The organism is Pseudomonas sp. GW822-FHT06B12, assembly GCF_058799675.1.
The window spans coordinates 123,673-149,490 of record NZ_JBXALR010000002.1; the positions used below are offsets into that span (position 1 = coordinate 123,673).

Annotated in this window: 8 protein-coding genes; 2 read left to right on the top strand and 6 right to left on the bottom strand. The window is 59.0% G+C overall.

The genetic code is table 11. From position 1 onward, the window contains the following. Positions 1–19 precede the first annotated feature (19 nt). From AC1RKH_RS05415 to AC1RKH_RS05430, 4 genes are all read right to left on the bottom strand, one after another. On the bottom strand, positions 20–6,076 hold the full coding sequence (locus tag AC1RKH_RS05415; RefSeq protein ID WP_493062155.1) for an NEL-type E3 ubiquitin ligase domain-containing protein: 6,057 nt from the start codon (positions 6,074–6,076) through the stop codon (positions 20–22). A 92-nt stretch (positions 6,077–6,168) separates the two neighbouring features. Continuing rightward, positions 6,169–11,361 carry an NEL-type E3 ubiquitin ligase domain-containing protein gene (locus tag AC1RKH_RS05420; protein ID WP_493062154.1) on the bottom strand — a complete coding sequence of 1,731 codons (5,193 nt, stop codon included), beginning with the start codon at positions 11,359–11,361 and terminating at the stop codon, positions 6,169–6,171. Between the two features lie 346 nt (positions 11,362–11,707). Further along, on the bottom strand, positions 11,708–16,453 hold the full coding sequence (locus AC1RKH_RS05425; RefSeq protein ID WP_493062153.1) for an NEL-type E3 ubiquitin ligase domain-containing protein: 4,746 nt from the start codon (positions 16,451–16,453) through the stop codon (positions 11,708–11,710). Positions 16,454–16,871: 418 nt separating this feature from the next. After that, entirely contained in the window at positions 16,872–22,046 is a 5,175-nt protein-coding gene (locus tag AC1RKH_RS05430; RefSeq protein ID WP_493062152.1) for an NEL-type E3 ubiquitin ligase domain-containing protein, read from the bottom strand. A 411-nt stretch (positions 22,047–22,457) separates the two neighbouring features. Between AC1RKH_RS05430 and AC1RKH_RS05435 the strand changes: the two genes are divergently transcribed. Together AC1RKH_RS05435 and AC1RKH_RS05440 are read left to right on the top strand one after the other, a co-directional pair. Further along, entirely contained in the window at positions 22,458–23,597 is a 1,140-nt protein-coding gene (locus AC1RKH_RS05435; protein ID WP_493062151.1) for a sensor histidine kinase, read from the top strand. A gap of 343 nt (positions 23,598–23,940) precedes the next feature. After that, positions 23,941–24,312 (top strand): DUF6124 family protein, encoded by a 372-nt coding sequence (locus AC1RKH_RS05440; RefSeq protein WP_493062150.1) that lies wholly within the window; start codon positions 23,941–23,943, stop codon positions 24,310–24,312. Positions 24,313–24,539: 227 nt separating this feature from the next. On the opposite strand, the gene AC1RKH_RS05445 is transcribed toward AC1RKH_RS05440, so the two are convergent. After that, the gene (locus AC1RKH_RS05445; RefSeq protein WP_493062149.1) at positions 24,540–24,845 is read right to left on the bottom strand and encodes a chaperone modulator CbpM; all 306 of its coding nucleotides are present in this window, start codon (positions 24,843–24,845) and stop codon (positions 24,540–24,542) included. A gap of 25 nt (positions 24,846–24,870) precedes the next feature. Then, positions 24,871–25,818, bottom strand: coding sequence for a DnaJ C-terminal domain-containing protein (locus AC1RKH_RS05450; protein WP_123424074.1), 948 nt, complete (start codon positions 25,816–25,818; stop codon positions 24,871–24,873).

Here is a 25,818-nt window from a genome sequence, read left to right on the forward strand (position 1 = left end):
ATGATGTATCACCGATTCGTTAGAACGGGTTTTCAGCCAGCTCTTGGCGGGTCAGCGTCTCGACCAGCGCTGCTTCCTCGATTTGCAACTGGGCATCCAGGTCGGCGGACTGTTCTCTATACGAAGCCTGCGAGAGTTCTCCCGACTCCAGTGCTTCGTACAGGCTAGCCTGGTTTGTCTGGTAGGGCGTTTGCTGCGTTTCGAATTGCGACTTGTATTTGTTCGCCAGATAACTCTTCCAGAAATCGCGTTCAACCAGTGCCTGGAGCTCTTCAGGTGAGTTGTCCAGGGCCAGTACTTGAGCTTGTGCGCTATCAAGCATCTGCGGCGTAACGCGGCCCAGGCTGGTAAACCGCACACGTTGCGGCTGCCCTGGCAGACCAAGCCGGTCTTTCAGGCCGAAACGGTAGGCCAGCTTGATCTCAACTTCTTCCAGAAGCTCAATTTGCCGCGCTTTCTGAGCCGACGACCACCCAGGCGTGGCATTGATTGCCGCTGTGCGTCGCTCGATATCGGAGAGTGCGATCTTCTCGACCTTGTCCAGACGAAACAAGCCTCTGGACAGCTTCAGCAGACCGGCGCCTTGCTGCCCGTCCTGGGCTAATGTCCGGGCCTTGTAGACCATGGACATGATCTCCAGATTACTGAACGACAAGGCGGCTCGATCACAGCAGGCCGGCCTTCCCGCCCATTCGAACATTGCCTCGCGCAGCTGTTCCGACTCGGGGTTGGGCTGTGTGATGCTGTCGATAACCGCCCATACCCGCTGCTGGAGATCCTCGTGACCGGCACCGGCCTCTTGGAGATCAGCGAGTACCGAGAAGAACCCCGCGGATCCCTGTTGAGTGGACAACGTACGCCATTGAGCTCTTCTGGTCGCCAACAGTTCGGTAGGCACGTCCAGGGTCCAACGTCCGAGAGCCGCCTCTGTTTCAGCCGCCAAAGGGACAGCCGTATCCCTCGGGGCAGGTGCTCGGTATTCGAACGCCCGGGCGCCCCTGTCTTGCCTGCGTTCCACGTACAGGTCGGGGTGCTCGCGTTCAAGTCGGCTCCAGTATTCGGCCAACTGCTGCCGAGTCGCCTCGGACAGCGGATTACCCTGAATGTAAGTGACATTATTGATGCGTGCTGCCCACTGCAGGCGCTCGGCGACAGGCGCGATGACACTGTCCGGAATCGTCACGATCCGGTTGTCGCTCAGATCAATGCCATCGAGCGCAGGCTGATCAGCCAGGCCGACAGGCCAGGTCTCAATACCGGTCGCCCCCAGTGTTACGCTACGCATATCCGTAAGACGACTGAAGTCAGGCGCCATACCCAACGGATTGCCGTACAGACTCAAAGCTCTGAGCGTGGTTCGCTCTGCCAGTATCCGAGCGGTCTCCGGCGTCAGCCGAATCCGGTTGCCCTGCAAGAACAACCGGGTCAAGCCATTCATTTCATTCAGTGCCCGGGGTAACTCTGTCAGCTGGTTACCCGACAGATCGAGCCAGCGCACACCACTGTTACGTCGCAAAAAAGCCTCTGGCGTGACGGTCAGCCCCATGTTGCTCAGTTTGAGTGATCCGACATGACTGAAATCGGCGTCGAGTTCAGGCAAGTTCGGCAACCTCAGACCACTGAGATCAAGTTCAAGACCGATCGGCGATCCGTCATTGGCGAGCAGTTGCGCAGTGCGCCTCTGCCAGCAGCTGCGAATGCGCTCGGCGGCTAAATAGCGATCTTGCCTGAGACCTATGTTTGCCCGGTTTCTCACATACACATATTGCTGGGGCTCTTCCCCCGTGTATGCCCACTCGGACAACTGGCTGTTCAGTCTGCGAAGCGCCGCTTCCTGCCGAACCACTTCTGCTTCGATTCGTACCTCGGTGCGCAACCCGTTGAAGTAGTCTTCGACCTGCCCATAGGTAGCATCCGGATAGACAGCGCGATACCGGCGGTGCAAAGGCGGATTGACTTCAAACGCCCCCTCCAGCCCCCCTTCCAGCCACTCGGGATGCGTCTGCATCAAGCGTTGCCGAAAGTCCCAGAGTTGCAGCGCGCTTTGGCGGGTGAACGGATTGCCTTCCAGCAGCGTCACCCGGTTGACCCTCGCGACCGCTTCAAGCCGTCCGGCGGCCGGATTGAGCAGCGCGTGCGGCACCTCACGCAAGCGGTTGTTACGCAGATCGACCGTGCGCAGACCGCTTTGATCACGCAACCCCACGGGCCACTGGTCGATTGCCGTTCTCTCCAGGCGCACTTCCTGTAACCGCGGCATGGCGCTGAAGTCCGGCAACCTGCCAAGCGGGTTACCATTGAGATTAAGTACTTCAAGCGTGCTCATTCCGCCAAGCAGGTTGGCACTCTGCTCGGTCAGCACGATCGATTGCCAGCTCAGATCCAGATGGGTCAGCCCCTTCATCTGGCCGATGCTGTCGGGCAGCCGAGTGAGAACTTCCGCTGCGCGATTGATGGTCAATCGCTTGAGGTTCTTGAAGCTTTTGAGGAAGCCGTCGGTCCGTGCGTTGGGGCTCGCCGACATGAATGTCAGTTCCTCGACATGATCAAAATCCACACTCAACGCCGGCAGCTCTACCCAATGATTGATTTTCAGCGTGGGCCCCGTCTCCCGACGCCAGCAGCGCTTGATCTTGCTGGCCACGTGTGCCTCCACTGTTCCCCTGATCCCCAGGCCTGGCGAACGATGCTCAAAGACCCAGGCCTTCAATTCGCGTTTCAAGGTTGCATACTCGGCTTCAAGCCGGGTCAATGAGCTGCGGGGATCAGGCCCCAGCGACCGGAGAAACGTTTCGACATCGGCGTCCTGGAAACCGGGGAACAGCTTGCGAGCCCGTGCCCGGCTGGTTTTGAAAAAACTCGCGAGCTCCTGCGCGCTCGGCAAGGAATAACCGCCCCCCCCGAGCAATTTGTTGTTCGGATCAAAGGCCGGCCGCAGTTGACGATGCTGCACCAGCGCACCCCTGAGCGCCTCTCGCGACAATGGTGTTCGTTGCACCGTCTGCTTCAGACTTTCAACCTCCTGCTCGGTGAACCCGAGCGCCAGGCGTTGATCTTCCGACAAGGCCTGCAACACCGCCGAATAAAGACTTTCAGAAGCATCCGCTCCATACAGACCGTTTTCACCGGATACCAGTACCTTGCGCACCGCCGCATCCGGCGCACCGACCGCGTCAATCACTTGCCCGCTGGCCCAGTACTCGCGCAGTTCGAAGCGCACATCCTTCGGCCATCCCGGCAGGCTTGCCAGGCTACGCAGGGCCAGTCGCTGGCCATCCAGGTTGGTCGAGGCATCGAGATAGAAACCTTCATAGGCACGTGCCACGCGTAACTCTTGCCGGCACCAGCGGGCTTGCTCATAAATCCGCTGGGGCAAAGGCCCGGGTTGGCCGAGCCCAGCCAGCTCTTGCGTGGTCGCGCCCTCGATAATCTGATTGACGACCGCCCCCGGCAACCTCGGGAAAAAAGCCTTTATCCGCTGTCCGTAAGCATCCACCGCGGCGTCCTGCTTTCGATAGAGCGATTCGAACAACGTGGCTTTTCTACGTTGCACGCCACGGGCGATTTCCTTGCGCAGTGCCGTGGCCCGCAGGTCCATTGACGTTCCCGGCTCTCCCGGAGCCTGTGCAAGATCGACACCTTGCGCCTCGAGTGTCTCCAGCAGCGACTTGAGCCACTGGCCCCTCGCCAGACTCGACTCACTCAGCACCATGTCCAGCCTGCGCGGTGACGAACCGCTGCCTGACGGGTCCTCCCAGAGAATGTTCGCCTGACTGTCCATGACCCGCACCGGCGGGCGCCCCGGTATCAGTTCTTGACTGTCCATGACCTGAAATTGCAGGCGTATATCTGCCCTTGCGTAAACACTCGGATCATCGCTGCCGATCTGCCTGCTGAAGGTTTCAATGTCCCGATCGATCCGAAAACGCGTGAGCGTATCGGCCAACAGCGCTGAGGGTGGTTCCTGTTCGACATGCATCCGGCGCAACTGGTCCTGTTCGATGCCACTGGCGATCCGAACCTGTTCCAGCTGAGTGTCGGTAAACGTGTCCGAACGATAGCCCAGCCTGCGCATCAGCGTCGGGCCTTGCCAGCTCAGTGGTTCTTCGCCTTCATGAACCCAGGCACCTTCGCCGTTGCCCTCGATAAGCGGATGGTAAGCACCAGGTCGTCCAGGGTGCTGGATACGGTACTCCCCCGTGGCAGGGTTCTGTTTCACCACATACAACGCGTTGTCCAGAGGTAGAACCTTCTCGCCACCCACCTGGTGCAAACCCAGCTCGTTGGGCGCCGAATTTTCCGGCAGATAGACACTCGCGCCATACGGTGTGGGATCGGGTTTCCATAGGCGGGTTTCGCCCGACGGCAGTTGCACCGGCTTCAGACTGTCGACAAAGGGTGAAGCCTTCACACCCTTGAGCACCCGCCCGCCCACCGCCATCACGCCCATCAGGGCGAGGTTTTCGGCCACGTCGCTCAAGTGTGCCCAGGCCGCTTCCCGATCGCCCTCGCTCCACTCGACGGCGCCCTCAAGTGTTTCGTACATCAGCTGGCCCGCCATGACCACCAGCATGACTTCACCCAGCACTGGCACGAACATAGACACCAGATTGAGGGCGAGCATCCCCCCACCCAACAAATGAGCGATCCAGTCGGCGCGGCTTTTGGCATCGGCATCAGCGGTCGGAACTGCAAGGCTGCGGGCGTCCGAGAGAATCTTGTCCCGCGAACGTTGATAGAGTTGCGCCCAAAGGTCAGCGTTTTCGGCCCATAACCCGTCTCTGTTACGGTAGGCCAGACGTATCTCCAGTTCAGTCACTGGCACACGTGGCGCCGGCTTTGCCGGTGGTAACTCGTTCGGCGTCAGATTGCTGCCCAGCGCTCCACCGACTATCGATATGAACCCCCCGGTGATCGGCGAACGAAAGGCGGCCAATGGGTCCGAAGGGGCATCGGCGGCTTCCTTCGTGAGGCGATTGAAAAAATACGGACGATCCTTGTGGTGAAGGAACTGGCTGATAAAACCCGGGTAATCCGTTGGGTTGGCGGTCGTCTTCGATGCCGACTTGCCTGTCGCCAGCAACTGACGGGTCAGTTCCTCAAGTGCCTCCATCCCCCTGTATTTCTTCACCGGATGTTCGGGGTCATGAGGGATGTACAAAATGACTTCTTTTATGTCCCAGCGGTATGCTTCGACCGTGACGAACGCCAGACATCCGGTGAGTACCTTGCCCAGAATGACCGGTTCCCAGAACCAGACCGGCGTGTTGCCATTCATGATCGTTTTTTCGCCGGCTATTGCCGAAAGAATGATGCGGTAATCATTGGGTTCAATATCACCCTTGACCAAGGCGATATAGGCCGCGGATTTCAATGCATCCTTCTGGCACGCGATAAACCGAAGCGAGAGAAAGGCTTCGGCAACAGGTTCGCCAGGCAGCAAAAATGACTTGAGGTAGTCCTGATATTTTTGACCGATATCCAGCGTGCGGCACACCGCAATGAAACGCTGGACCGTCAATGTCGTTGCGATGGTTTCAGCGTTTCCATTCGCATCCGGTTCAGTCACGAATCCCGATGAATCGTCGAATGCTCCTCTGTCGTTTTCAAACGCTTCGAAGTTATGAAGGGCGGCATCCAACAGCGACAGCGTCAGAACCGGGAAGGCACCGGCTTTAATGTGCAGTGGCCCGAAGGTCAGTGGTTTCATTAACCTTAAAAAGGTCTTGCTGACATCCAGCGTCACACTGGTTCGCTCATACAACGCCTTGGCCAACAATGGCTGGGCAAAGGCCTTGATGTCCTGCATCCTGGCCATGACTTTATCGAGAGCGGTCTGCGACTTGATGCTCGCCTTGGTCAAGCGCTTTATCTCTTGGCGCTGCTCGAGCGTGGCGTTTTTGTACCAGTCCGGAAACTGCGTGGGGGCTTGTCGAAAGGCCTCGCGCCTTGCAGGCGTGGCCCCAATCAGCCAGTCCGGGATGGCATTTTTTATAAACTCGGTATTGGGGCCGTGTTCTTCAGTATTTAACGAGCCCGATCGAAGGGCGTCGTTGCTTCCTTGCAACGTAGTCATCACATAATTCCTAAATGGTTTTTCGATACAACGCTTTCAGCACCCTCGATGCGAAGAATTGCGTCTTCACACCGAGGAAAAAACAACCGTGGTCAGCTATTGGTGTCCACCGTAAAGAGTGGAGGTTCAACCCGTCGCAGTTTTGCCCGGTCCATGGCTTGCTGAGTCAGTTGTTTGAGAAGGGTTTCGCGCTCGTCCTTGATCAGCTCAAGCTCTGCGGCAAACGCTTCATCGGTCACGACTTGACCCGGCGCAAAGGCGCTTTCAGGTTTACCGAGTTCGGCGGCCAGCACCCTGATTTCCTCCTTCAGTTCCTCTCTTTCCTCCAGCGTCAGGTCCGTGCGGGAGGCGCGTTCATCCAGGGCAACCTTGAACTCGGTCGTCGCGACCGCCTTGCGATCGAACGCCCTGAAACGCGCCCGATTCGAACGCTGCACATAGGTCCGCCAAAATGGCTGCTCGGCAATCGAATCACGCAGTAGATCACCCTCCTCCAGCCCAAGAATCCTCTGGTAGGCGCCCTCGATCATTTCGCTGGTGACGCCTGCGATCCGGCGAAACTGCATTCCTCGCGCCTGCCAGGGCAGGTCAAGCCGTTCTGCCAGGTCCGTCATGAACGCCAGATGAACCTCGACCTCGTCAATGGTTCCGGTGGCATTGCCTTCGGCGTCGATACGTCGAAAGCGCTCGCCAGCCGCCTCGCGGTCGATGATATGACGACGGGCGATTCGCTCGATCTCATCCAGCCGTGATTTACCCCTGGCCAGCTCGATCAGCTGCGCCTCGATCAAACTGGCGTTACCCAATTCATGAGCTTCACGAACAAGTACCTCGACCCCCAGAACGTTGAACAACTGCGTCGCGGCATCCACGCATTGGGTGCGCATCGTGGCCTCGGTGAAAAACTTCGTGCGCAGCTCAGTGTCCCTGGCCATGGCCTCGACCATTCGCCACACCTTGGCCGTCAAATCGGTTCGATAGGCGCCACCCGCGGTGAAGTCCGCCGATTGGGTCAGGCGCCTGATCTCATCGAAGAAACCGGTCGAGTTGAACTCATCTTCAAGCTCATCCCAGAGCATTTGCTTGTGCACCCACTCGTCAAAGGTCACGCCTTGCCTCCAATCCACGGTGTCGCGCACGCCTCTGCCGGGATAAGGACGGTCCGGGTCCAGCCCCACTGACCTGATGTAGTCTTTGAGTAGCTCCAGGTTTTCGGGTGACATCCAGGGCGGTTGACGGCTGAGCAATGTACGCGCCAGCAACTCCGCATCAACCGAACCCGGCGTGACGTCGGGTATGCGAGTGAGCGAATTGTGCTGCATGTCCAGATAGATATGCCGGGGGCGCGGAAGGTCGAACAACCCCGGTGGCCAAGTGGTCGCTCCGGTTTCGTACAGGAGCAGTGTATGCAGCTCAGGCATGCGACTGATGTTCGGGAGCAGACCCAACGGATTTGCGGCCAGACCGAGGGTTTGCAACCGCGTGCAGCGGCTAAGCATTTCGACGGCGGCGGGCGTCAGCACAATCCGGTTTCCCGTCAGTTCGAGGAAATTGAGGTGTGGCATCTCGGCGATGTGTCGCGGCAGCACCGTCAGTTTGTTGCGAGCAAGGTCCAGGGCACGCAGTTTACGAAACGACTGAAGAAAGGACTGCTCGGCATCAGAAAAACCTGTGCCAAGTAACTTCAAATACGTGACATGGTCGAAATTGGCCTCCAGCTCGGGCATTCCCGCAAAGTGCCGATCCAGAGGAAAATCGGTCAGGTCCAGTATCTCCCCAAGAACATTCCCATACCCGTCAATTTGTTTCGGGCCCGTGCGCTGCCAGCACTGCCTGATTTTTCGGGAAAGCTGATTTCTCGCGTTCCACTCCTCTACTCCATTGAGACTCAAACGAAAATCCCGGGTGGGCGAATTCACCCACCGCTTCAAGCTCGAGCTCAACCGTTCAAATTCGAGTTCAAGTGCCTCGATCTGCATGTCAACCGGTACCCCTTCCCGGTTAAAACTATCCAGCAACGCGACCGTGTCGTCTGCCGTGAACGAGGGGTAGAGCCTCCTGATCCGCGCCTCCGGGCTTTGCCCCCAACGCCTGTCAGCGAGCTCGCGAAAATACCCCGGCATCCCCCCGGGCAAACGCATGGTTTGCGGGTCGTACACCGGTTTGCGGATCGGGTGCTCAAGCAGGATCGGTTCCAATTGTGCATGGCTCAGCGGTGAGCGCTGCACCGCGTCCTTCAACCGAGCGCCTTCGTGAATGTCATAACCCAATGCGTTGCGTTCGGTGTCCGGCAGGGCATGCAACACCGAGGCGTAGAGATCGTCGGTACCGTGCAGATGCTGATCCTCCGCGTCTCGCGCCTGATAACGACCGTCCTCATCCAGCACCAGTACTTTGCGGATCGGCGCTTCCACCGGCCCCACGCTGGCGAGCAGGTCCCCGGAAAATCCCAGGTGATGAATTTCGATCCGAACATCCGCCGACCAGCCTGGCAAGTTGGCCAGCGAGGCCAACTCGAGGCGACGGGTGTCGGCGTTTTCCAGCTCCTCGAGGTAAAGCCCCTCGTATGCCCGGTTCAACCGCACCTGTTCCTGCGCCCGGCGTACCTGCTGGCGCAAACGCAGCGGCAGGCGCTGTTTCTCGGCCAGGTGTTTCAGGTCGGCAGGCTCGGCGTTGTCCAGCAACTCTTGCGCAACAGCGCCGGGCAGCTGCGGGGAGTCATCCTTCAGCAAGCGCACCTGCGGGCTGTCGGACACATCGCGGCTTTTGTATAACGCCTCGAACAGACGGTTTCGTTGTTTCTGTGCCTGCATGGCCAGTCGACTGCGCAGCGCGTCAACCCGTGAAGGGGTGTCATTGGCGACCCGTTCACCAAGCATTTCCCGCAACTCGGTCGTGTTCAGGGATTCAATCACTCGCTCAGGCAGTTTCCCCGCCACCAACTCCGAGCGGCTGATTTTGATGATCTGTGGCTCAGCGGCCATGGCGTTGCCATGTTTGACGGATGCCCCCAAGCGATCATCGCCTTCAAACACCTCCAGGGCCCGGGACTCCGGCCAGCGCGGCAGTTCGACCAGAGTCGCCGGCAGAAAACCGGCCATGTCCTCCGGCACCCGATTCGACAGGATTTGCTCGGGATAACGCTGTGCGTCGGCGTAGGTGTTGAAGCGCATGAGGGTGTCGCGCAACAGCGCCGGCGGAGTTTCATGCTCGACATGCAGCCGACGCAACAGCCCCTCTTCAACGCCGCTCACCTGCTGGATTTTGGCCAGGGTGGAGGCCGAGTAATGCTCCAGAGAGTTGTCCAGCCGGAGGATCAGGCGAGTCGCGTCCCAGGCCAGCGGTTGCTCGGTTTCAGCTTTCCAGGCGCCGGCATTGTTATGCTCCACCGCCGGCTGATAGGCGTTGGACCGGGTCGGATGCTGCAGGCGATGCTCGCCCGTCGCCGGGTCCTGGCGCACCTGGTAATGCTTGTCTTCCAGCCGCAGCCACTGTTGATCGTTGTGCTGATACAGCCCCAGATCATCGGGGTTGGCCTCGGCCGGCAGCGCCACCGGGTGCTCGTAAGGCGTCAGGTCCGGCTTCCACAAACGGGTCTTGCCCGTGGGCAGTTCCACCGGTTTGAGGTTGTCGATCAGCGGACTGGGGGTGACCGAGATCCGTGCCGCCCGCGGGATGACGTGCCCGGCGCTCATCAGGGCCAACTGCGCAAAGTTGATGATGACCCCGTTGATGTGTGACGACGCCTCGTCCCGGTCGCCCTTGCTCCAGTCTTCGATGCCTTCCAGCAGCTCTTCGGCCATCTGCGCCACCATCAGCGCCAGCATGGCTTCGCCGAGCCCCGGCACCAGCATCGCGGCAAAGTTGAAGACGTTCCAGCCGATGTCCAGGTAGCTGGTCAGGCGCTTCCAGCGCGTGGTGGCATCTTCATCGCCGGTCGGCACGGCAATCGCCCGCGCGTCGCTGATCACCTTGTCGCGCTTGAGGCGATACAGCTGTGGCCAAAGCTCACCCGACAGCCGATTGGTGATCGGCTCGGCATTCGGATTCTCGACCGCGGTTTCCCGCCACCAGGGGCCCATGTCCAGCGGTTCGCGTTGCTGCCAGGTGATCCGGCTCAGACGCTCCCTGACCCGGGCAAAGAACCGGCCCTTGTCCTTCTGTGCCACGAAGCGGCTGAAGAACGCCTGGTAGTCCGGCTCGCGCAGCTGGCTCAGCAGCGTTTTCATGAAGTCCGCCAGCGAGGCGTACTCTTTCAACGGGTGCAGCGGGTCGTCCGGCACATAGGCAATCACCGGGCCGCTCAAGCGGCTTTGTTTGTAGATGTCCTGCTGGCGCAGCATCTCGTCGCTGACCCCGGCGGGGCCATTGGCGAAAAACGCTTGCAGCAATTTGAACTTGTCCAAGTCGTTGCCCGGTGACATCACCGACAACATGCCCGACCAGTTGAGCCAGGAGGCACGCGCGTCAGGCGCCAGGGCCTCCACCGCCGCCTGGACCTTGCCCGCGTCGCCCTCGGCGCTGAACAACACCACACCGTGCAGCTTGAAACCCATCAGCGACAGCCGATGCTGGTGCAGCGGCCGACGGTGGAAACTGATGGCGCTTTTATGCTCGCGGACCTGGCGCAGCACCCCGTAGGCATTCGAACTGATGTCGTCTTTCAGCAGGGCGATCAGCGAGGCCAGCTCAAACGCCGCCTGCTCGCTGGCCGCCCCTTGTTCTTCCAGGGTTTGCCTTTGCTGCGCGTCGGCCGGCAGCAGCAGGGTTTTCAGATGGGTTTGATACTGCGCGCCAATGTTCAGTCGACGACACAGCGTGGCGATCTTACTGACCGTCATCGCCGGTATCAGCGACGGCTCCCCTCTGAAGTTGCGGCGATAGACCCCGGAACCACTCCTGAAATAATCGGCGGCGGTTTCCGGCTCTTCGAAGTTATGCAGCGCCGCGTCCAGCAGGGTGGACTCGCGCAGATGGCTGGCACCGCGATCGATACCGAAGATGATCCGGTCCGGCACATACAGTTTCAGGGTCAGCTCGCTGACGTCGTCATGGCTGTTGAGGTTCGAACGCATCAACACGGACAGCAAGGGTTTGGCAAACGCCTTGATGTCCTGTTGCAGATCTTGCAACGGTGCATCCACCAGGCGTTGCAACAACCAGCGTTTGTCGATCAATTCCTTGAGGTATTGCCGATCGACGGCGGAAGCCTTCAGGTACCAGTCCGGTGTCGAGACCGGGGTGCTGGCGAGCGACGACAACCTGAGCGGCGGTGTCGCTGTCATGGCTGGCGGAAGCGCCTGAACAATACGCTCATAATGAACACCGTTGTTCTCCGCCGGTAATACTGGCGGATTTGAAACATCATTAACATCCTGTAACCCATCCATATACTGATAATCCAAAACAACCCGATAAGCCTTCAGCTTAAGCCTCACCCAATAAAACAAAAGACTAAAAACCGGTTTAACCATCGGCGCTATTGCTGCGAGACCGTTCGAATATCAAAGACAAATACATATATAAATAACACCACGCACCCATAACTTATGTTCCATCACCGAGCGAATATAAAAAAAACCCGAACGTTGCGTTTGCAGCAACCTTCGGGGTGCTCAATACCGCGCGCTGTTAGTCTCCGGCGTTCAAGTCAGGCAATTCCAGTTTTGTCTTGCGTTTGATGAATGCGTCTTCGAGCGTTTCGAACTCCCTGGCCAGTTCTGCACTCTTGACCAGGTATTCCTGACTTGCCATATCCGTTGCCGCCAGCGCATCGAGTCGTGCGTGCAACGGCTCTTGTTCCAGCAGAAATTCATCGGCGTATTTGTGCTTCAGAAACCCTCGCCAGAAATCACGCTGGGTGGTCGCCGTAAACTCCTGGGGCGAATTGTCCAGCGCTAACACCCTCTGCTCGGCGGCCTCCAGCATCGACGCCGTCACATCAGCCACGCCGATATATCTGGCCTGCTGCGGCTGCCCCGGCAAACCCAGTCGATCCTTCAGCCCGATACGGTAGGCAAGACGAATCTCGACCCGGTCGACAAGCAGAACTTCCTCAACCTTCTCCGCCAGGGTCAAAGCGTGATTGGCCGAAATGTCGCGAATCCGCTCGCTCGCATCCTGTTGCGCAATCCGTTCGACTTCATCAAGCCTGAACAAGCCCTTTGCCAGTGTGGAAAGCTCCGGGGTCGCCTGCGTGCTCAAGCCGTGGCTAACCAGATTCCCGACCTCCAGGCGACTGAAAATCAGCGCAGCCCCATCGGCACAGGTTTCCACATCCCCGGCCAGGCGGAACAACTCAGTGCGCAATTGCTCGGACTGTGCAGCAGCGTCCATCAGCGTCCATACCCGAGCCTGCAGATCAGGGTAGGCGTTCCTGTACTCGCCTGTTTGCCGCAGATTCTCCAGTAACCTGAAGAACTCCTGACTGAGGGTGTCTTCCCCCTCAAGCAACCGCCACTGCTCTTGCCTGGCGGCACGCTCGCCGGCCGGAATGTCTCGCATCCAGTGCTCAAACCTCTCTCTGGTGCTCGCCAGAGGAGCAACCTCACCACCCGGTTCAATGGGCACTGGCACCCCGTGGTCAGGTGGAGAAAAGCGCACCCACGCTTGGGCATAGTCTTCCAGAGCAGCCGGTGTGAGCGGATTACCGTCCAGAACGGCACTGCTGAATACCCGCCGCGCAGCACCTGCATTTTCCGCGGAGGGATTGAGGATTTCGTCCGGTACCCGGCTGATGAAGTTGTCGCGCAGATCGACGCCTTGAAGCTCCCGTAAACCATCAAGCCCCGCTGGCCACTCGGTTACGACAGCATTACGCAGGTTGATTTGTCTTAATGTTGGTATCCGACGAAAATCTGGAACCCGACCCAACGGGTTGTAGCTCAGGTGCAGTTGCTGCAACGCCGGGTAGCCTTCCAGGGCAATGAGCGCCTCGGGGCTCAAGACGATGCCATTCCTGGAAAGATTCAGCGCCTGCAACCGCGGCATCAACCGCAACGTCACCGGAAGCGTTTGCAGCCGATTGTTCTCCAGGCTCACCTCGCGCAAATTCGGGAACGCTTCAAGGAAAGTGGCCGGCACCTCCTCAAGCGCCATGACGCTGAGGTCCAGCGAAAAAACGTGAGTAAAAAGCGCTCGAGTCAACACTGGAAGCTCCCCGATACGCAGACCGGTCAAGCTGAGAGTGCCCTCGGCGTACAAACCACCGATCGCCTGCTGCGGCGAATGGGTCCTTTGCCAGCAACACCGGAGCAAGTCGGCAACCCGCTGCCTGTCCGGCCGGTTGACCGGTTCAACACTTCCATCGGGCAAGACGTGCGTTCCCGGCGTATCCACCCAGGCATTCGCCTCGTGTTGCAGGCTGTCGAGCTCTTGCTCAAGGCCCAGCAAATACTCATCGACTGACAGCGGATAGACGGGATGAGCCTGCGCAAGCTCCGCCCGTGTCAAAACCAGTTCGACATCTGCATTGCCAAGGGAGGGATACAGTCGGCGAACCCTCGCACGTCGCTCTGCCATCAGCAGATTCATGCCTTGCCCACGACCACTCAACGGATAGCCGAAAGCGCCGTCGCCCCCGCGCACCGGGGCCTTGAAGAAGGGTTTGATCGTCTGCATCCGCAACGCCTGGCGCAACTGATCGCGCGACAGCGCATGCTGCCTGATCAACTGCTGCAATTGCCGCCCCTGCCCCACATGGGGCAACCCCAGCGTTGAGCGATGGTTTTGCGGCAAAGCGTGCTGCAGCGCTGCATAAAAATCGTCAGCGCCGTGCAGATGGTTATCGTCACTGTCACGCGCTTCGTACCGCCCATCTTCGTTGCGCACCAGAACCTTGCGCTCGATTGCTTCCTCCGGGCCGACGCTGGCACGCAGTTCTCCATTGAAGGAACCATTGCGCACTTCAATTCGCAGATTTTTTATCCCGTTCGGTAATGCATCCAGTGTGTGCAGAACCAGTGTCTCGGTATCGGGAGTCAACGCGACCTCCAGATACAACCCCTCATAGGCCCGCGACAGACGCACTTCACGTTGCGCATTGCGTAACGCTTCGGCCAGACGCAGAGGAACAGGCTTGGTCTGTTGCGTGTTCGCAAAGTCCCACAGGGCCATTTGTCGTCGCTCGGCGCTGGAAGCACCCGCCAGTACGTCTTCGACAATATTCGTGGGGAGGCCAGTGAAACGGCGTTTAATCAGCTCGACACGCGGATCACCCGATGCCTGCTGGTTGGCGTAGCGAGCATTGAATAATTCGGTCTTGTGATCGATCGTCACGTAGGCACCCGGCTCAGTGCTTTCCATCCGCGAGATGAAGTTTTCGGTCTGTCGGTAGGCGTCGAAACGGCTGAGCGTATCGGCCAGCAATGGCGGCAGGGGCTTGCGTTCGACATACATTTTGCGCAACAGGCCTTCGTGGGTGCCGCTGATCTTGCGGGCCAGCTCGAGCTCGGTATCGCTTAACGCGTCCGCACGGTGGCCAAGGCGTCGCAACAAGGCCGGACGCTCCCAGGTCAAGGGTTGCTCGGTGTCATGGATCCAGGCCCCGGTATTGTTGTGCTCTACCCTCGGCTGATAGGCGTTGGACCGGGTCGGATGTTGCAGGCGATGCTCGCCCGTCGCCGGGTCCTGACGCACCTGGTAATGCTTGTCTTCCAGCCGCAGCCACTGCTGCTCGTTGTGCTGATACAGCCCCAGTTCGTTGGGCCTGGCCTCGGCCGGCAGCGCCACCGGGTGTGCATAAGGGCTCAGGTCCGGCTTCCACAGACGGGTCTTGCCGCTGGGCAGCTCCACCGGTTTCAGGTTGTCGATCAGCACGCTGGGTTTCACCGGCATCCGGGCGCCCTGAGGCAATACGTGCCCGGCGGCCATCAAGGCCAGTTGCGCGAAGTTGATGATGACCCCGTTGATATGCGCCGACGCCTCGTCCCGATCGCCCTTGCTCCAGTCTTCGATGCCTTCCAGCAGCTCTTCGGCCATCTGCGCCACCATCAGCGCCAGCATCGCTTCGCCCAGACCCGGCACCAGCATCGCGGCAAAGTTGAAGACGTTCCAGCCGATGTCCAGGTAGCTGGTCAGGCGCTTCCAGCGGGTGGCGGCATCTTCATCGCCGGTCGGGACCGCGATCGCCCGCGCGTCGCTTATGGCCTTGTCGCGTTTATCGCGGTAAAGGCTTTGCCACAGATCCCCCTCCATCAGGTTGGTGATGGGCTCGGCATTGGGATTCTCGACCGCGCTTTCCCGCCACCACGGCCCCATATCCAGCGGTTCGCGCTGCTGCCAGGTGATCCGGCTCAGGCGTTCCCTGACCCGGGCAAAGAACCGGCCCTGGTCCTTCTGCGCCACGAAGCGGCTGAAAAACTCCTGATACTCCGGCTCGCGCAGCTGGCTGATCAGCGCTTTCATGAAGTCCGCCAGCGAGGCGTATTCTTTCAACGGGTGCAACGGATCCTCCGGGACGTAGGCAATCACCGGGCCACTCAAATGGCTTTGCTGATAGATGTCGTCCCGGCGCAGCATCTCTTCACTGACACCGCTCGGGCCATTGGCAAAAAACGCCTGCAACAGTTTGAACCGCTCGTACGGATCACCCGACAACGCCGGCACGCGTTGCGACCAGCTGAGCCAGAATTTGAGCGTGTCCGGTGTCAACTCGTTAACCGCCTCCTCGATCTTTGAGGGCTCGCTCAACGCGCTGAACAACACGATCCCGTGCAGCTTGAACCCCATCAGCGACAAGCGATGCCGGTGCAGCGGGCGCTGGTGGAAACTGATGGCGCTTTTATGCTCGCGCACCTGGCGCAGCACACTGTAGGCATTCGAACTGATGTCGTCTTTCAACAGGGCGATCAGTGAGGCCAATTCAAACGCCGCCTGCTCACTGGCCGCGCCGCGCTGTTCCAGCGCTTGCCTTTGCTGCGTGTCGGCCGGCAGCAGCAGGGTTTTCAGATGGGTTTGATACTGCGCGCCAATGTCCAGCCGACGACACAGCGTGGCGATCTTACTGACCGTCATCGCCGGTATCAGCGACGGCTCCCCTCTGACGTTGCGGCGATAGACCCCGGAACCACTCCTGAAATAATCGGCGGCGGTTTCCGGCTCTTCGAAGTTATGCAGCGCCGCGTCCAGCAGGGTGGACTCGCGCAGATGGCTGGCACCGCGATCGATACCAAAGATGATCCGGTCCGGCACATACAGTTTCAGGGTCAGCTCGCTGACGTCGTCATGGCTGTTGAAGTTCGAACGCATCAACACGGACAGCAAGGGCTTGGCAAACGCCTTGATGTCCTGTTGCAGGTCTTGCAACGGCGCATCCACCAGGCGCTGCAACAACCAGCGTTTGTCGATCAATTCCTTGAGGTATTGCCGATCAATCACTGACGCCCTCAAATACCAGTCCGGTGTCGAGACCGTGGTGCCGGCGAGAAACGACAACCTGACCGGCGGCGCCGCTTTTATGGCAGGCGGAAGTGCCTGAACAATACGTTCATAATGAATGCCGTTATTTTCGACGGGTGAAACTGAAGGCCTTGTAACAACATCCAATCCTTGTGATTCATACATAATATTACGACCAAAGATAATCCAATAAGTCTTCAGCTTAAGCCGCACGCAACAAAACAAAAGACTAAAAACCTGCTGAACCATTTACACAACATTAAATGACCGTTCAAAAATTAGAGATCCAACTATATATAAATAACACCACACCCCACCGAGGTGCTCAGCCACAACGCTTCACGCCCTGAATGCAACATGGCAGCCATTGCACCACGCTTGATTAAGGGCACGTCGATCAATGATTTGTTTCAACGTTAAAAGGGAACTCAACCCGTTGAAGTTTTGCCCTGTCCATTGCCTCTTGGGTGAGCTTTTTCAGCATCTGCTGCGTCTGGGCGTCGATCAACTCCAGCTCAGCGTTGTACTCGGCGTCCGTCATGACACGACCCGGTGCAACATCCTCTTGCTGCTTGCCCAGCACCGTCGCCAGCGCTGTTATCTTTTCGCGCAAGCGGTTGCGCTCAACCAGGTCCGTGCTTTGCGTCCAGTCGGTTTGTGCAGTTTGCAGGTCCAGCGCAGCGTCGGCTCTGCGCCGCAAGACTTTGAATATCCGGCGGTTCGAGCCCTGGATATACGTTCTCCAGAAGTCCTGCTCGATGATCGAGTCTGTGATCAAGTCGCCCTCCTCCAACGCCAATACCCGTCGGTAAGCCGCCTCTATCATCACAAGGGTGACGTCAGGTTCCTCGAACCGCATGAGTCGCGATTGCCAGGGCAGGTCAAGGCGCTCGGCCAATGCCGTTGCGTAAGCCATATGAATTTCCACTTCATCGATCGACCGGACAAAGTTTCCATACTCATCCCGCAGAGGAACAGGGTCGCCGTTGGCATCCAATACCGGATATCGTCGGCCCTGCTCCAGCAGCTCCGATATTCGCCCCCGGGCGATCTTGCTCAATTCATTCAGGCGAGAGCGGCCTCGCGCCAGACTCACCAGCTCAGCCTCGACGAGATCTTTACTGGCCAAGGCGTAGGCCTCATGAACCAGCACCTCGACCCCCATCGCATTGAAGAGTTGGGCGCCAGCATCGGCACAGGTCGTGGGCGCCGCCGCCATGTTGAAGAGCTTTTCCCGCAGTTGAGTATCTGCCGCAGCCGCTTCAATCATTCGCCAGACCTTACCCGCAAGCTCGGCCCGAAATACCGTCAACGCATCACCCGACTCCCACAGCACGTTGAGTTGATGGAAAAAAGGCTCGGAGCCAAACTCATCGGCCAGCGCTCCCCAGGCATCGCGTTTCAACGCTCGCAATTGCGGGGTCAAGCGCTGCTCGCGCGGCAGCGCCTCTAGCCACAAACGGCTGTCGACGATCACCGCGGAAGTGAATCGTCGATCCGGGTCGAGACCGACCGACTCGATGTAGTCCTTGAGAATCGTCAGGTTCTGCGGCGAAAGCCACTCTGTTTCACGACTGATCAGTGTGCGCGCCAGAATCTGCGCCCTGACAGAACCGGGAGCCACAACCGGTATTCGGGTAATGGGATTGCCCAACAACCTCAAATCGAAATGACGCGGCCGGGGCAGCGCAAAAATACCGGTCGGCCATGTCTCTATCCCGGTCTCCGACAGGTTCAGGGCATGCAGATCGCGCATGCGACTGATATCCGGCACCAACGCCAGCGGGTTTTGCCCCATGCCGAGGACTTTCAAGTGGGTCAAGCGCCTGAGTTGTGCCACCGCCTGCTCGGTCAGCACGATTCGATTCGACCCCAGATGCAATTCGAGCAGATGCCGCATGTCACCCAGCATCGATGGAAGTCGGGTCAGGCTATTGCCTGTCAGATTCAGGGCACGAAGCTGACGAAAGTGACCCAGAAAGTTCTCTACCTCGTTGGAGAACCCGGTGTTTTTCAAGCTCAGCCTCGTCACATGATCGAAGTTCGCCTCGATCAACGGCAAACTCAGCAGCTGGTGCTGCAATGACATGCCCTTGAGGTCTATCGTATGACCCCGGTAGTTGCCATAGGCGTCATAGTCCCGTGGTCCGGTCCTTTGCCAGGCTTGTTTGAGCGCTTTGACGATCTGGATCCTGGCGCCCCACTCCCGCTGATACTCCGGACTGTCTCTTACACCGGACCAATCATTGGGTGCCCTGAGCCATACGTTCAGGCTGTGATCCAGCTTCTTGTATTCGCTTTCAAGTTTTTTCAACTGTCGGTCTGGCGAGTCTTCCGCGGCATTCAGCGACCCGATGAACTCACCCAACTCGTCAACCGTGAAGTCGGGATACAGTGTCCTGACTCTTTCCTCGGTGATTCGGTCCCGGATACCCTGGCCACGGCCACTCAATGGATAACCGCGTCGGCCGTCAGGCAGCACCGTCGGTGGTTTGAAGAACGGCCGGGTGACCGGTTGCATCTTCAGTACCGAGCGCAGTTCATCACGCGAGAGTGCATTTTGACTGACCAGCGCTTTCAGTTCGGCGCCCTGACTCACATGGGGCAGGCCCAACGCTTGGCGTTGAGCATCCGGCAATGCGTGCTGAAGGGCGGCATACAGGTCATCGCGCCCGTGCAAATGATTGTCGCTGGCGTCGCGGGCCTCATAATGCCCCTCTGCGGTACGAACCAGCACCTTGCGCTGAGGAGCCTCCTCGGGGCCGACTCGGGCTCGCAGCGCTCCAGCGAACGAGCCCTCCCGGACTTCGATGCACACATCGTCCGACCGGTTCAGCAGTTTGCCCAGCGTATGCAGGATCAGATTTTCGGTGTCCGCACTCACCAACCCCGGCAGATAAAGCCCCTCATACGCGCGCGCCAATCGCACGCGCTGCTGTAGCTCGCGGGCCTTTTGGGCCAGACGTAACGGCACTCGCCCGGTGTCGTTCATGTGTTGCAGCTCGAGCGCATCCGCATCGGCCAGTAATACCTCGACCATGGGTGCCGGCAGTGTCGAAAAACCGCGCTGTATGTCCTGAACGCTTCGATTGCCCGTCGGCGTGCGCTCCCGGTACAAACGCTCGAATATCCGCCTTCTGGCGCTCAGTGCCTGGTCGGCGAGCCGACCTTGCAATGCCTCGATACGCGCGGCCACCGTCTGCGGCGCATGTGGACCCAGCACGCTCTTTATCTGCACGTCATTCAGGGACTCCACTACGCGCCTGGGCAGTTGCCCGCCCATGAGTTCGGCCCGACTTATCCGGATGGACCCGGAGGTCGGCACCCTGGTGGTGCCGTAAAACGTGGATTGATTGCCCGCCTCTATGCTCTGCGTGACCTCCACGAATTGATCGCCAGGCCATCCAGGCAGTTTGACCATCAGCTCGGCGGCATAACCACAAAGGTCCTCCCTGAGCGCGCCGTCGAGAATCTGCCGTGAGAGCCCTTGTGCATCGGCGTATGCGCTGAATCGCCTGGCGGTGTCGGCCAACAGAGCGGGTATCGGCTCACTCTCGACATGCATTCTGCGCAATAGATCTTCATCGGTGCCACTGACCGTCCGGATCTGCTCAAGCTCGGCATCGGTGAACGCGTCCGCCGAGTAGCCCAGGCGCCGCATCAACCGTTGCGCTTGCCACTCGAGCGGCCGCTCGCTCTCGACCTTCCAGGCGCCGGCGTTGTTGTGCTCCGCCAGCGGTTTGTAGGCCGTACCGCGCTGCGGATGTTCCAGTCGATGCTGGCCCGTCACCGGGTCCTGGCTCACCTGATAGTTTTTTTCCTCCAGCCGCAGCCACTGCTTGCCGCCGTGTCGATACAGGCCAATGTCATTGGGAACGGCATTGGCCGGCAGCGACACCGGATGTTCATAGGGCTCAAGGTCCGGCTTCCAGAGCCGGGTCTTGCCGTTGGCAAGCTCAACCGGTTTGAGGCTGTCGATCAGCGGGCTCGGCTTGACGGCGAGCGCTGCGCCGCCCGGCAATACATGCCCGACGCCCATCAAGGCCAGTTGGGCAAAATTGATCATGACGCCGGTCAAGTGCGCCGAGGCCTCCTCCTTGTCGCCCTTGCTCCAGTCCTCGATGCCCTCCAGCAGCTCGGCGGCCATCTGCGCCACCATCAAGCCCAGCATCGCTTCGCCCAGACCCGGCACCAACATCGCGCCAAAGTTGAACATGTTCCAGCCAATATCCAGATAACTGGTCAGGCGCTTCCAGCGGGTGGTGGCGTCTTCATCGCCAGTGGGGACCGCGATCGTCCGTGCGTCGCTGATGGCCTTATCGCGTTTGTCGCGGTAAAGGCTTGGCCACAGATCCCCCTCTATCAGGTTGGTGACGGGCTCCGCATTGGGGTTTTCAACTGCGGTTTCCCGCCACCAAGGCCCCATGTCCAACGGCTGGCGCTGCTGCCAGGTGATCTGCGTCAGACGCTCATTGGCCCGGGCGAAAAATCTGCCCTTGTCTTTTTGCGCCACAAAACGGCTGAAAAACTCCTGATAGTCCGACTCCCGCAGCTGGCTGATCAGTTCCTTCATGAAGCCCGCCAGGGAGTCGTACTCTTTGAGCGGGTGCAACGGATCCTCCGGGACGTAGGCAATCACCGGGCCGCTCAAATGGCTTTGCTGATAGATGTCGTCCCGACGCAGCATCTCTTCACTGACGCCGCTCGGGCCATTGGCAAAAAACGACTGTAACAGTTTGAACCGCTCGTACAGATCACCCGACAACGCCGGTACCCGCTGCGACCAGTTGATCCAGAACTTGAGCGCGTCCGGTGTCAGTTCATCAATCGCCGCTTCGATCTTTGAAGGCTCACTCAGGGCGCTGAACAACACGACGCCGTGCAGCCTGAACCCCATCAGCGATAACCGGTGCCTGTACAACGGACGCTCATGAAACACGATATCCGGTTTGTTATCGCGTACCTCCTGAAGTTTTCCGTACGCATATGAACTGATGTCTGCTTTCAAGTAGGCAATCAGAGCGTCCAGGTTGAAAGCCGCTTTTTCGCTGGCGACTGCCGCCTGCTCCAGCGCGTGCCTTGCGCGCGGATCCTGGGGCAAAAGGATGCTTTTTATATGGGTCTGGTACTGCGCACCAATGTCCAGTCGACGACACAACGTGGCTATTTTACTGACGGTCATTGCCGGTATAAGGCCAGGTTCCCCTCTGACGTTGGTGCGGTACACGCCTGAACCGCTGGCAAAATAACCGGTAACGGTTTCGGCGGCTTCGAAGTTATGCAGCGCGGCGTCCAATAACGTGGACTCACGCAAGCGACTCGCCCCCCTGTCGATACCGAAGATGATCGTGTCCGGAATGTACAGTTTCAGGGTCAGCGTGCTGACGTCCTCATGGGTATTGAAGTTCGAGGTTATCAACAATGAGAACAAGCGCTTGGCAAACGCCTTGATGTCCTGCTGCAGGTTTTCCAGTGGGCCGTCCACGTGCCCCTGCAATCGCCAGCGTTCCTCAACGAGCTCCTTGAGATACCGCTGCTGACTCTCGGAAGCGTTCAGATACCAATCCGGCATTTTTATTACGCGTGTCCCGTCCAGTAATGACAATCGGGCCGGCGGTGCTTCTTTTATTGCGCTCGGTAGCGCTTGAACAACACGCTCATCATGAACAGCGTTATTCTCTCGTCGAAAAACAGCACGTCCAGCAACAAGGTCAAACCGATTTAATTCAGACATCATGTCACAACCAAAAACAGCCATAAGATTCTTTAGGTTAAGTCGTGCCTGATAAAACAAAAGACTAAAAACCTGCTCGGAATTGCCCATGAGAACACGCTGATAGTTCGAACATTAAAGGATCGAAACTATATAAATACCGCCATGGCTTTCCGTTGGTCTTATGCGTCCGTTACACGCTGTTTTACCGCTGCACCATGGCGTTATGATGCAAGCACTTCCAGTGCTCACCGCTCGGAGCCTTCGACCATGCGCTTAGCTGAATTCATCGTGCAACACGTCGATCGCATCGTCGATGAATGGGAACAGTTCGCCCAATCCATTGCCCCTGAGCCTGAATCCATGGACCGGGCACTCTTGCGCGACCACGCCAAGTCGATCCTGCTGGCCGCTTCCCGTGACATGCAGACCGCCCAGACCGCCCGTGAACAAGCGGCCAAGGCCAGGGGTGAAGGCCCGGAAAAAACCCCGAGCCTGGACAAGGCTGCGGCCAGCCATGGCGAGCTTCGGCATAACGTGGGGTTTGACCTGGTACAGATGACCTCTGAGTTCCGCCACTTGCGGGCCAGCGTGATTCGCCTGTGGATCAACAGCCTGGAGTCGCCGGACCTGGCGTACTTGCAGGACATGATCCGTTTCAACGAAGCCATCGACGAAGCCCTGGCCGAGTCCACCGCGGCCTACGCCGAGCGGGCCAATCGCTCACGAGACATCTTCCTGGCCATTCTCGGCCATGACCTGCGCGCACCGTTGCAAGCAGTGAACATGTCCACCGAGATACTGCTGCGCAAGGCCAAGCTGGACGCCGACGCCCGACGCTACGTGACCAGCATCAAGAGCAGCGCCCGACACATGGCGGCGATGGTGAACGACTTGCTGGAACTGGTGCGCAACCGCTTGGGCAGCGACCTGCCCATCGAACCGGCTCCGATGGACCTGGCCGCCGCCGCAAAAGCGGCGCTGGACGAGGCCGGCGCCGGGCAGCCGGACTGCCATTCACAACTGAAAGTCGAAGGCGACACTCACGGTGTCTGGGACCGCGCGCGCCTCGACCAATTGCTGCAAAACCTGGTCGGCAACGCCCTGCAGCACGGTACCAATCACCGCCCGGTGACCCTGTGCATCAACGGAGAAAAAGATCAGGTGACGCTGACCATGCACAACCATGGCGAGCCGATTCCCGCCGACGCACTGCCGACGATTTTCGACCCGCTGGTGCGCAGCGCCAGCGAAGAACTCGCCGGCCCTTCCACCAGTCTTGGGCTGGGCTTGTTCATCGTCAAACAAGTGGTGGATGCGCATCAGGGCACGATCGAAGTCAGCTCCAGCGAGGCCGAAGGCACGACGTTCAGCGTGGTGTTGCCGAGGGTATCGCGGGTGGTTTTGTAGAAGCCGGTGGCGATGTTTAACGGTTGAGCGAAAACCGGGAATGGTCCGACGCGTTTTGACGGTTGCGGGTGGGAAGGTCGATCACTAATCTCCAAGGGTCGCTGCCCATGCAGCGGCCGGGCCTGGAAACCTGCTGAGCAACACGGCGTAACTACGCGCCACATGACATACTGCGGTGCGTTTTTTTTGCGCCAGCAGTTCACTGTTATGGCGGCTGTGTGCGGGAGACCTTCGGGTCTGCCGGGTTTGCCGTTTTGCTCCGGTTTTCCAGCCCGCTCACAGCTGCCACCCTTTCGCCTGGAAACGAATGTGGCAGCTCCAACCAAATAAACGGAGCGTCACCATGCACAAAGTCACCCCAAATCCCCCTGAAACCCCAAGCACCTCGCCCTACGCCACCACTGACTCAAAAAAACTCCACGAAGCCGCTGAGCGGGCGCTGGATCATCACCTCAAACCGCCCTTCCCCCAAGCCAACCTGCCCGACAAACGTCCCTCCAACATCTTCGCGGTCATCCCCGATCTGGATAACGAAACCCTGCTGGCCCACGCCTCGGAAACACTCGCCTCGGTCAATGTGCTGGCCAGCGACCTGGCATTTGAGCTCGAAGGCACACGCCGACATGTGGCGCTGGCGATCCAGCAGATGATTTCGTTGGGGGAACTGCTGGTGAACCGAGCGCTGGATAGTTTCGATCAGCCAGAGGCGCCGTAACACTGGACTGTGGGAGCGGGCTTGCTCGCGAAGAGTTCATCACATTCAACATCTCAGTTGACTGCCAGTCCGCCTTCGCGAGCAAGCCCGCTCCCACAGTTTTGATGGGTGTACATATGCAAGAGATTGGTCAGCTGTCAGACCGCCATCGCGAGCAGGCTCGCTCCCACAGTGGATTGGTGTACATCCGTAGGAGCTGCCGCAGGCTGCGATTTTTTGATGTTGAGCTACTCGATCACCAACCGCCCCAACCGCTGCCTGAGCATGCGATTCTCGGCGCGCAGTTGCTGCACTTCTTCGAGCAGGTCGAGCGCCAGGGCGACGCCTTCCCATTCCAGTTCCAGGTCGCGGCGCAACTTGGCGGCGCGCTTGGCGACCGCCAGTTCGTAGGCGTTGAAACGCCAATCCTTGGGCAGTGCGCCCTGAGGCTCGAGGATGCCGTGTTCGACGATTTCGATCACGTAGACGTCCGACAAATCGGTCGCCTCACAGAATTCTGCCATGTCCAGTTGAACGATCAGGGGGCTGCTCATTGTCAGTGACTCCAGAGTTCCAGGATCAAAAATGCTCCCGCGGATTAAAAGCGGCTTTCTTCGCCAGCTCCTGCCACAACGCCTTGACGTCATCGTCGGTGTGCTTGGGCATCACCGCCTTGAGTTGCACGAACAGGTAACCGCGCTGGCCTGCCTTGTTCAACAGGCCGTGGCCTTTGGCGCGCATGCGCTGGCCGTTCTGGCTGCCGGCCGGAACCTTGAGGTTGATCTTGCCAGTCAGGGTCGGCACCGCGACTTCGGCACCCAGCGCCAGTTCCCACGGGGCCAGCGGCAAGGTGATGATCAGGTTTTCACCTTCAACGTCGAATTTCGGGTGCGGCGCAAAACGAATGGTCAGGTACAGGTCGCCATTGGCGCCGCCACCGACACCCGGTGCGCCCTGGCCCTTGAGCCGAATGCGCTCACCATCGGTCACCCCGGCCGGGATTTTCACGTTCAGGCTTTTGCTGGTGTTGCTGACATGCTGGCCGGCAGCGTTGTACTGCGGCACCTGGAAGCTGACCTTCTTCGATTCGTTCGAGAGGCTTTCTTCCAGAAAAATCGGTAATTCCATTTCCACGTCTTGCCCTCGACGACCGGCACTGCGGCCAGACTGTCCACCCCCGAAACCCGGGCCACGGTTACCGAAGATCGAACTGAAGAAGTCCGAAAAGTCGCCGCCATCCTGTCCACCAAAACCACCCGAACCACCTCGTCCCTGCCAACCCGGCGGGCCCTGGAACGGTTGGCCGTGCTGGCCGTATTTGCGCAAGTCGTCATATTCGGCGCGCTTGTCGGCGCTTTTCAGCGCTTCATAGGCCTCCGAGGCGTCCTTGAACTTGGCCTCGGCGTCTTTTTCCTTGCTGACGTCGGGGTGGTATTTGCGCGCCAGCTTGCGATAGGCGGCCTTGATCGCCTTATCGTCAGCGGTCGGCTCCACACCGAGAATCTTGTAATAGTCTTTGAAGTCCAT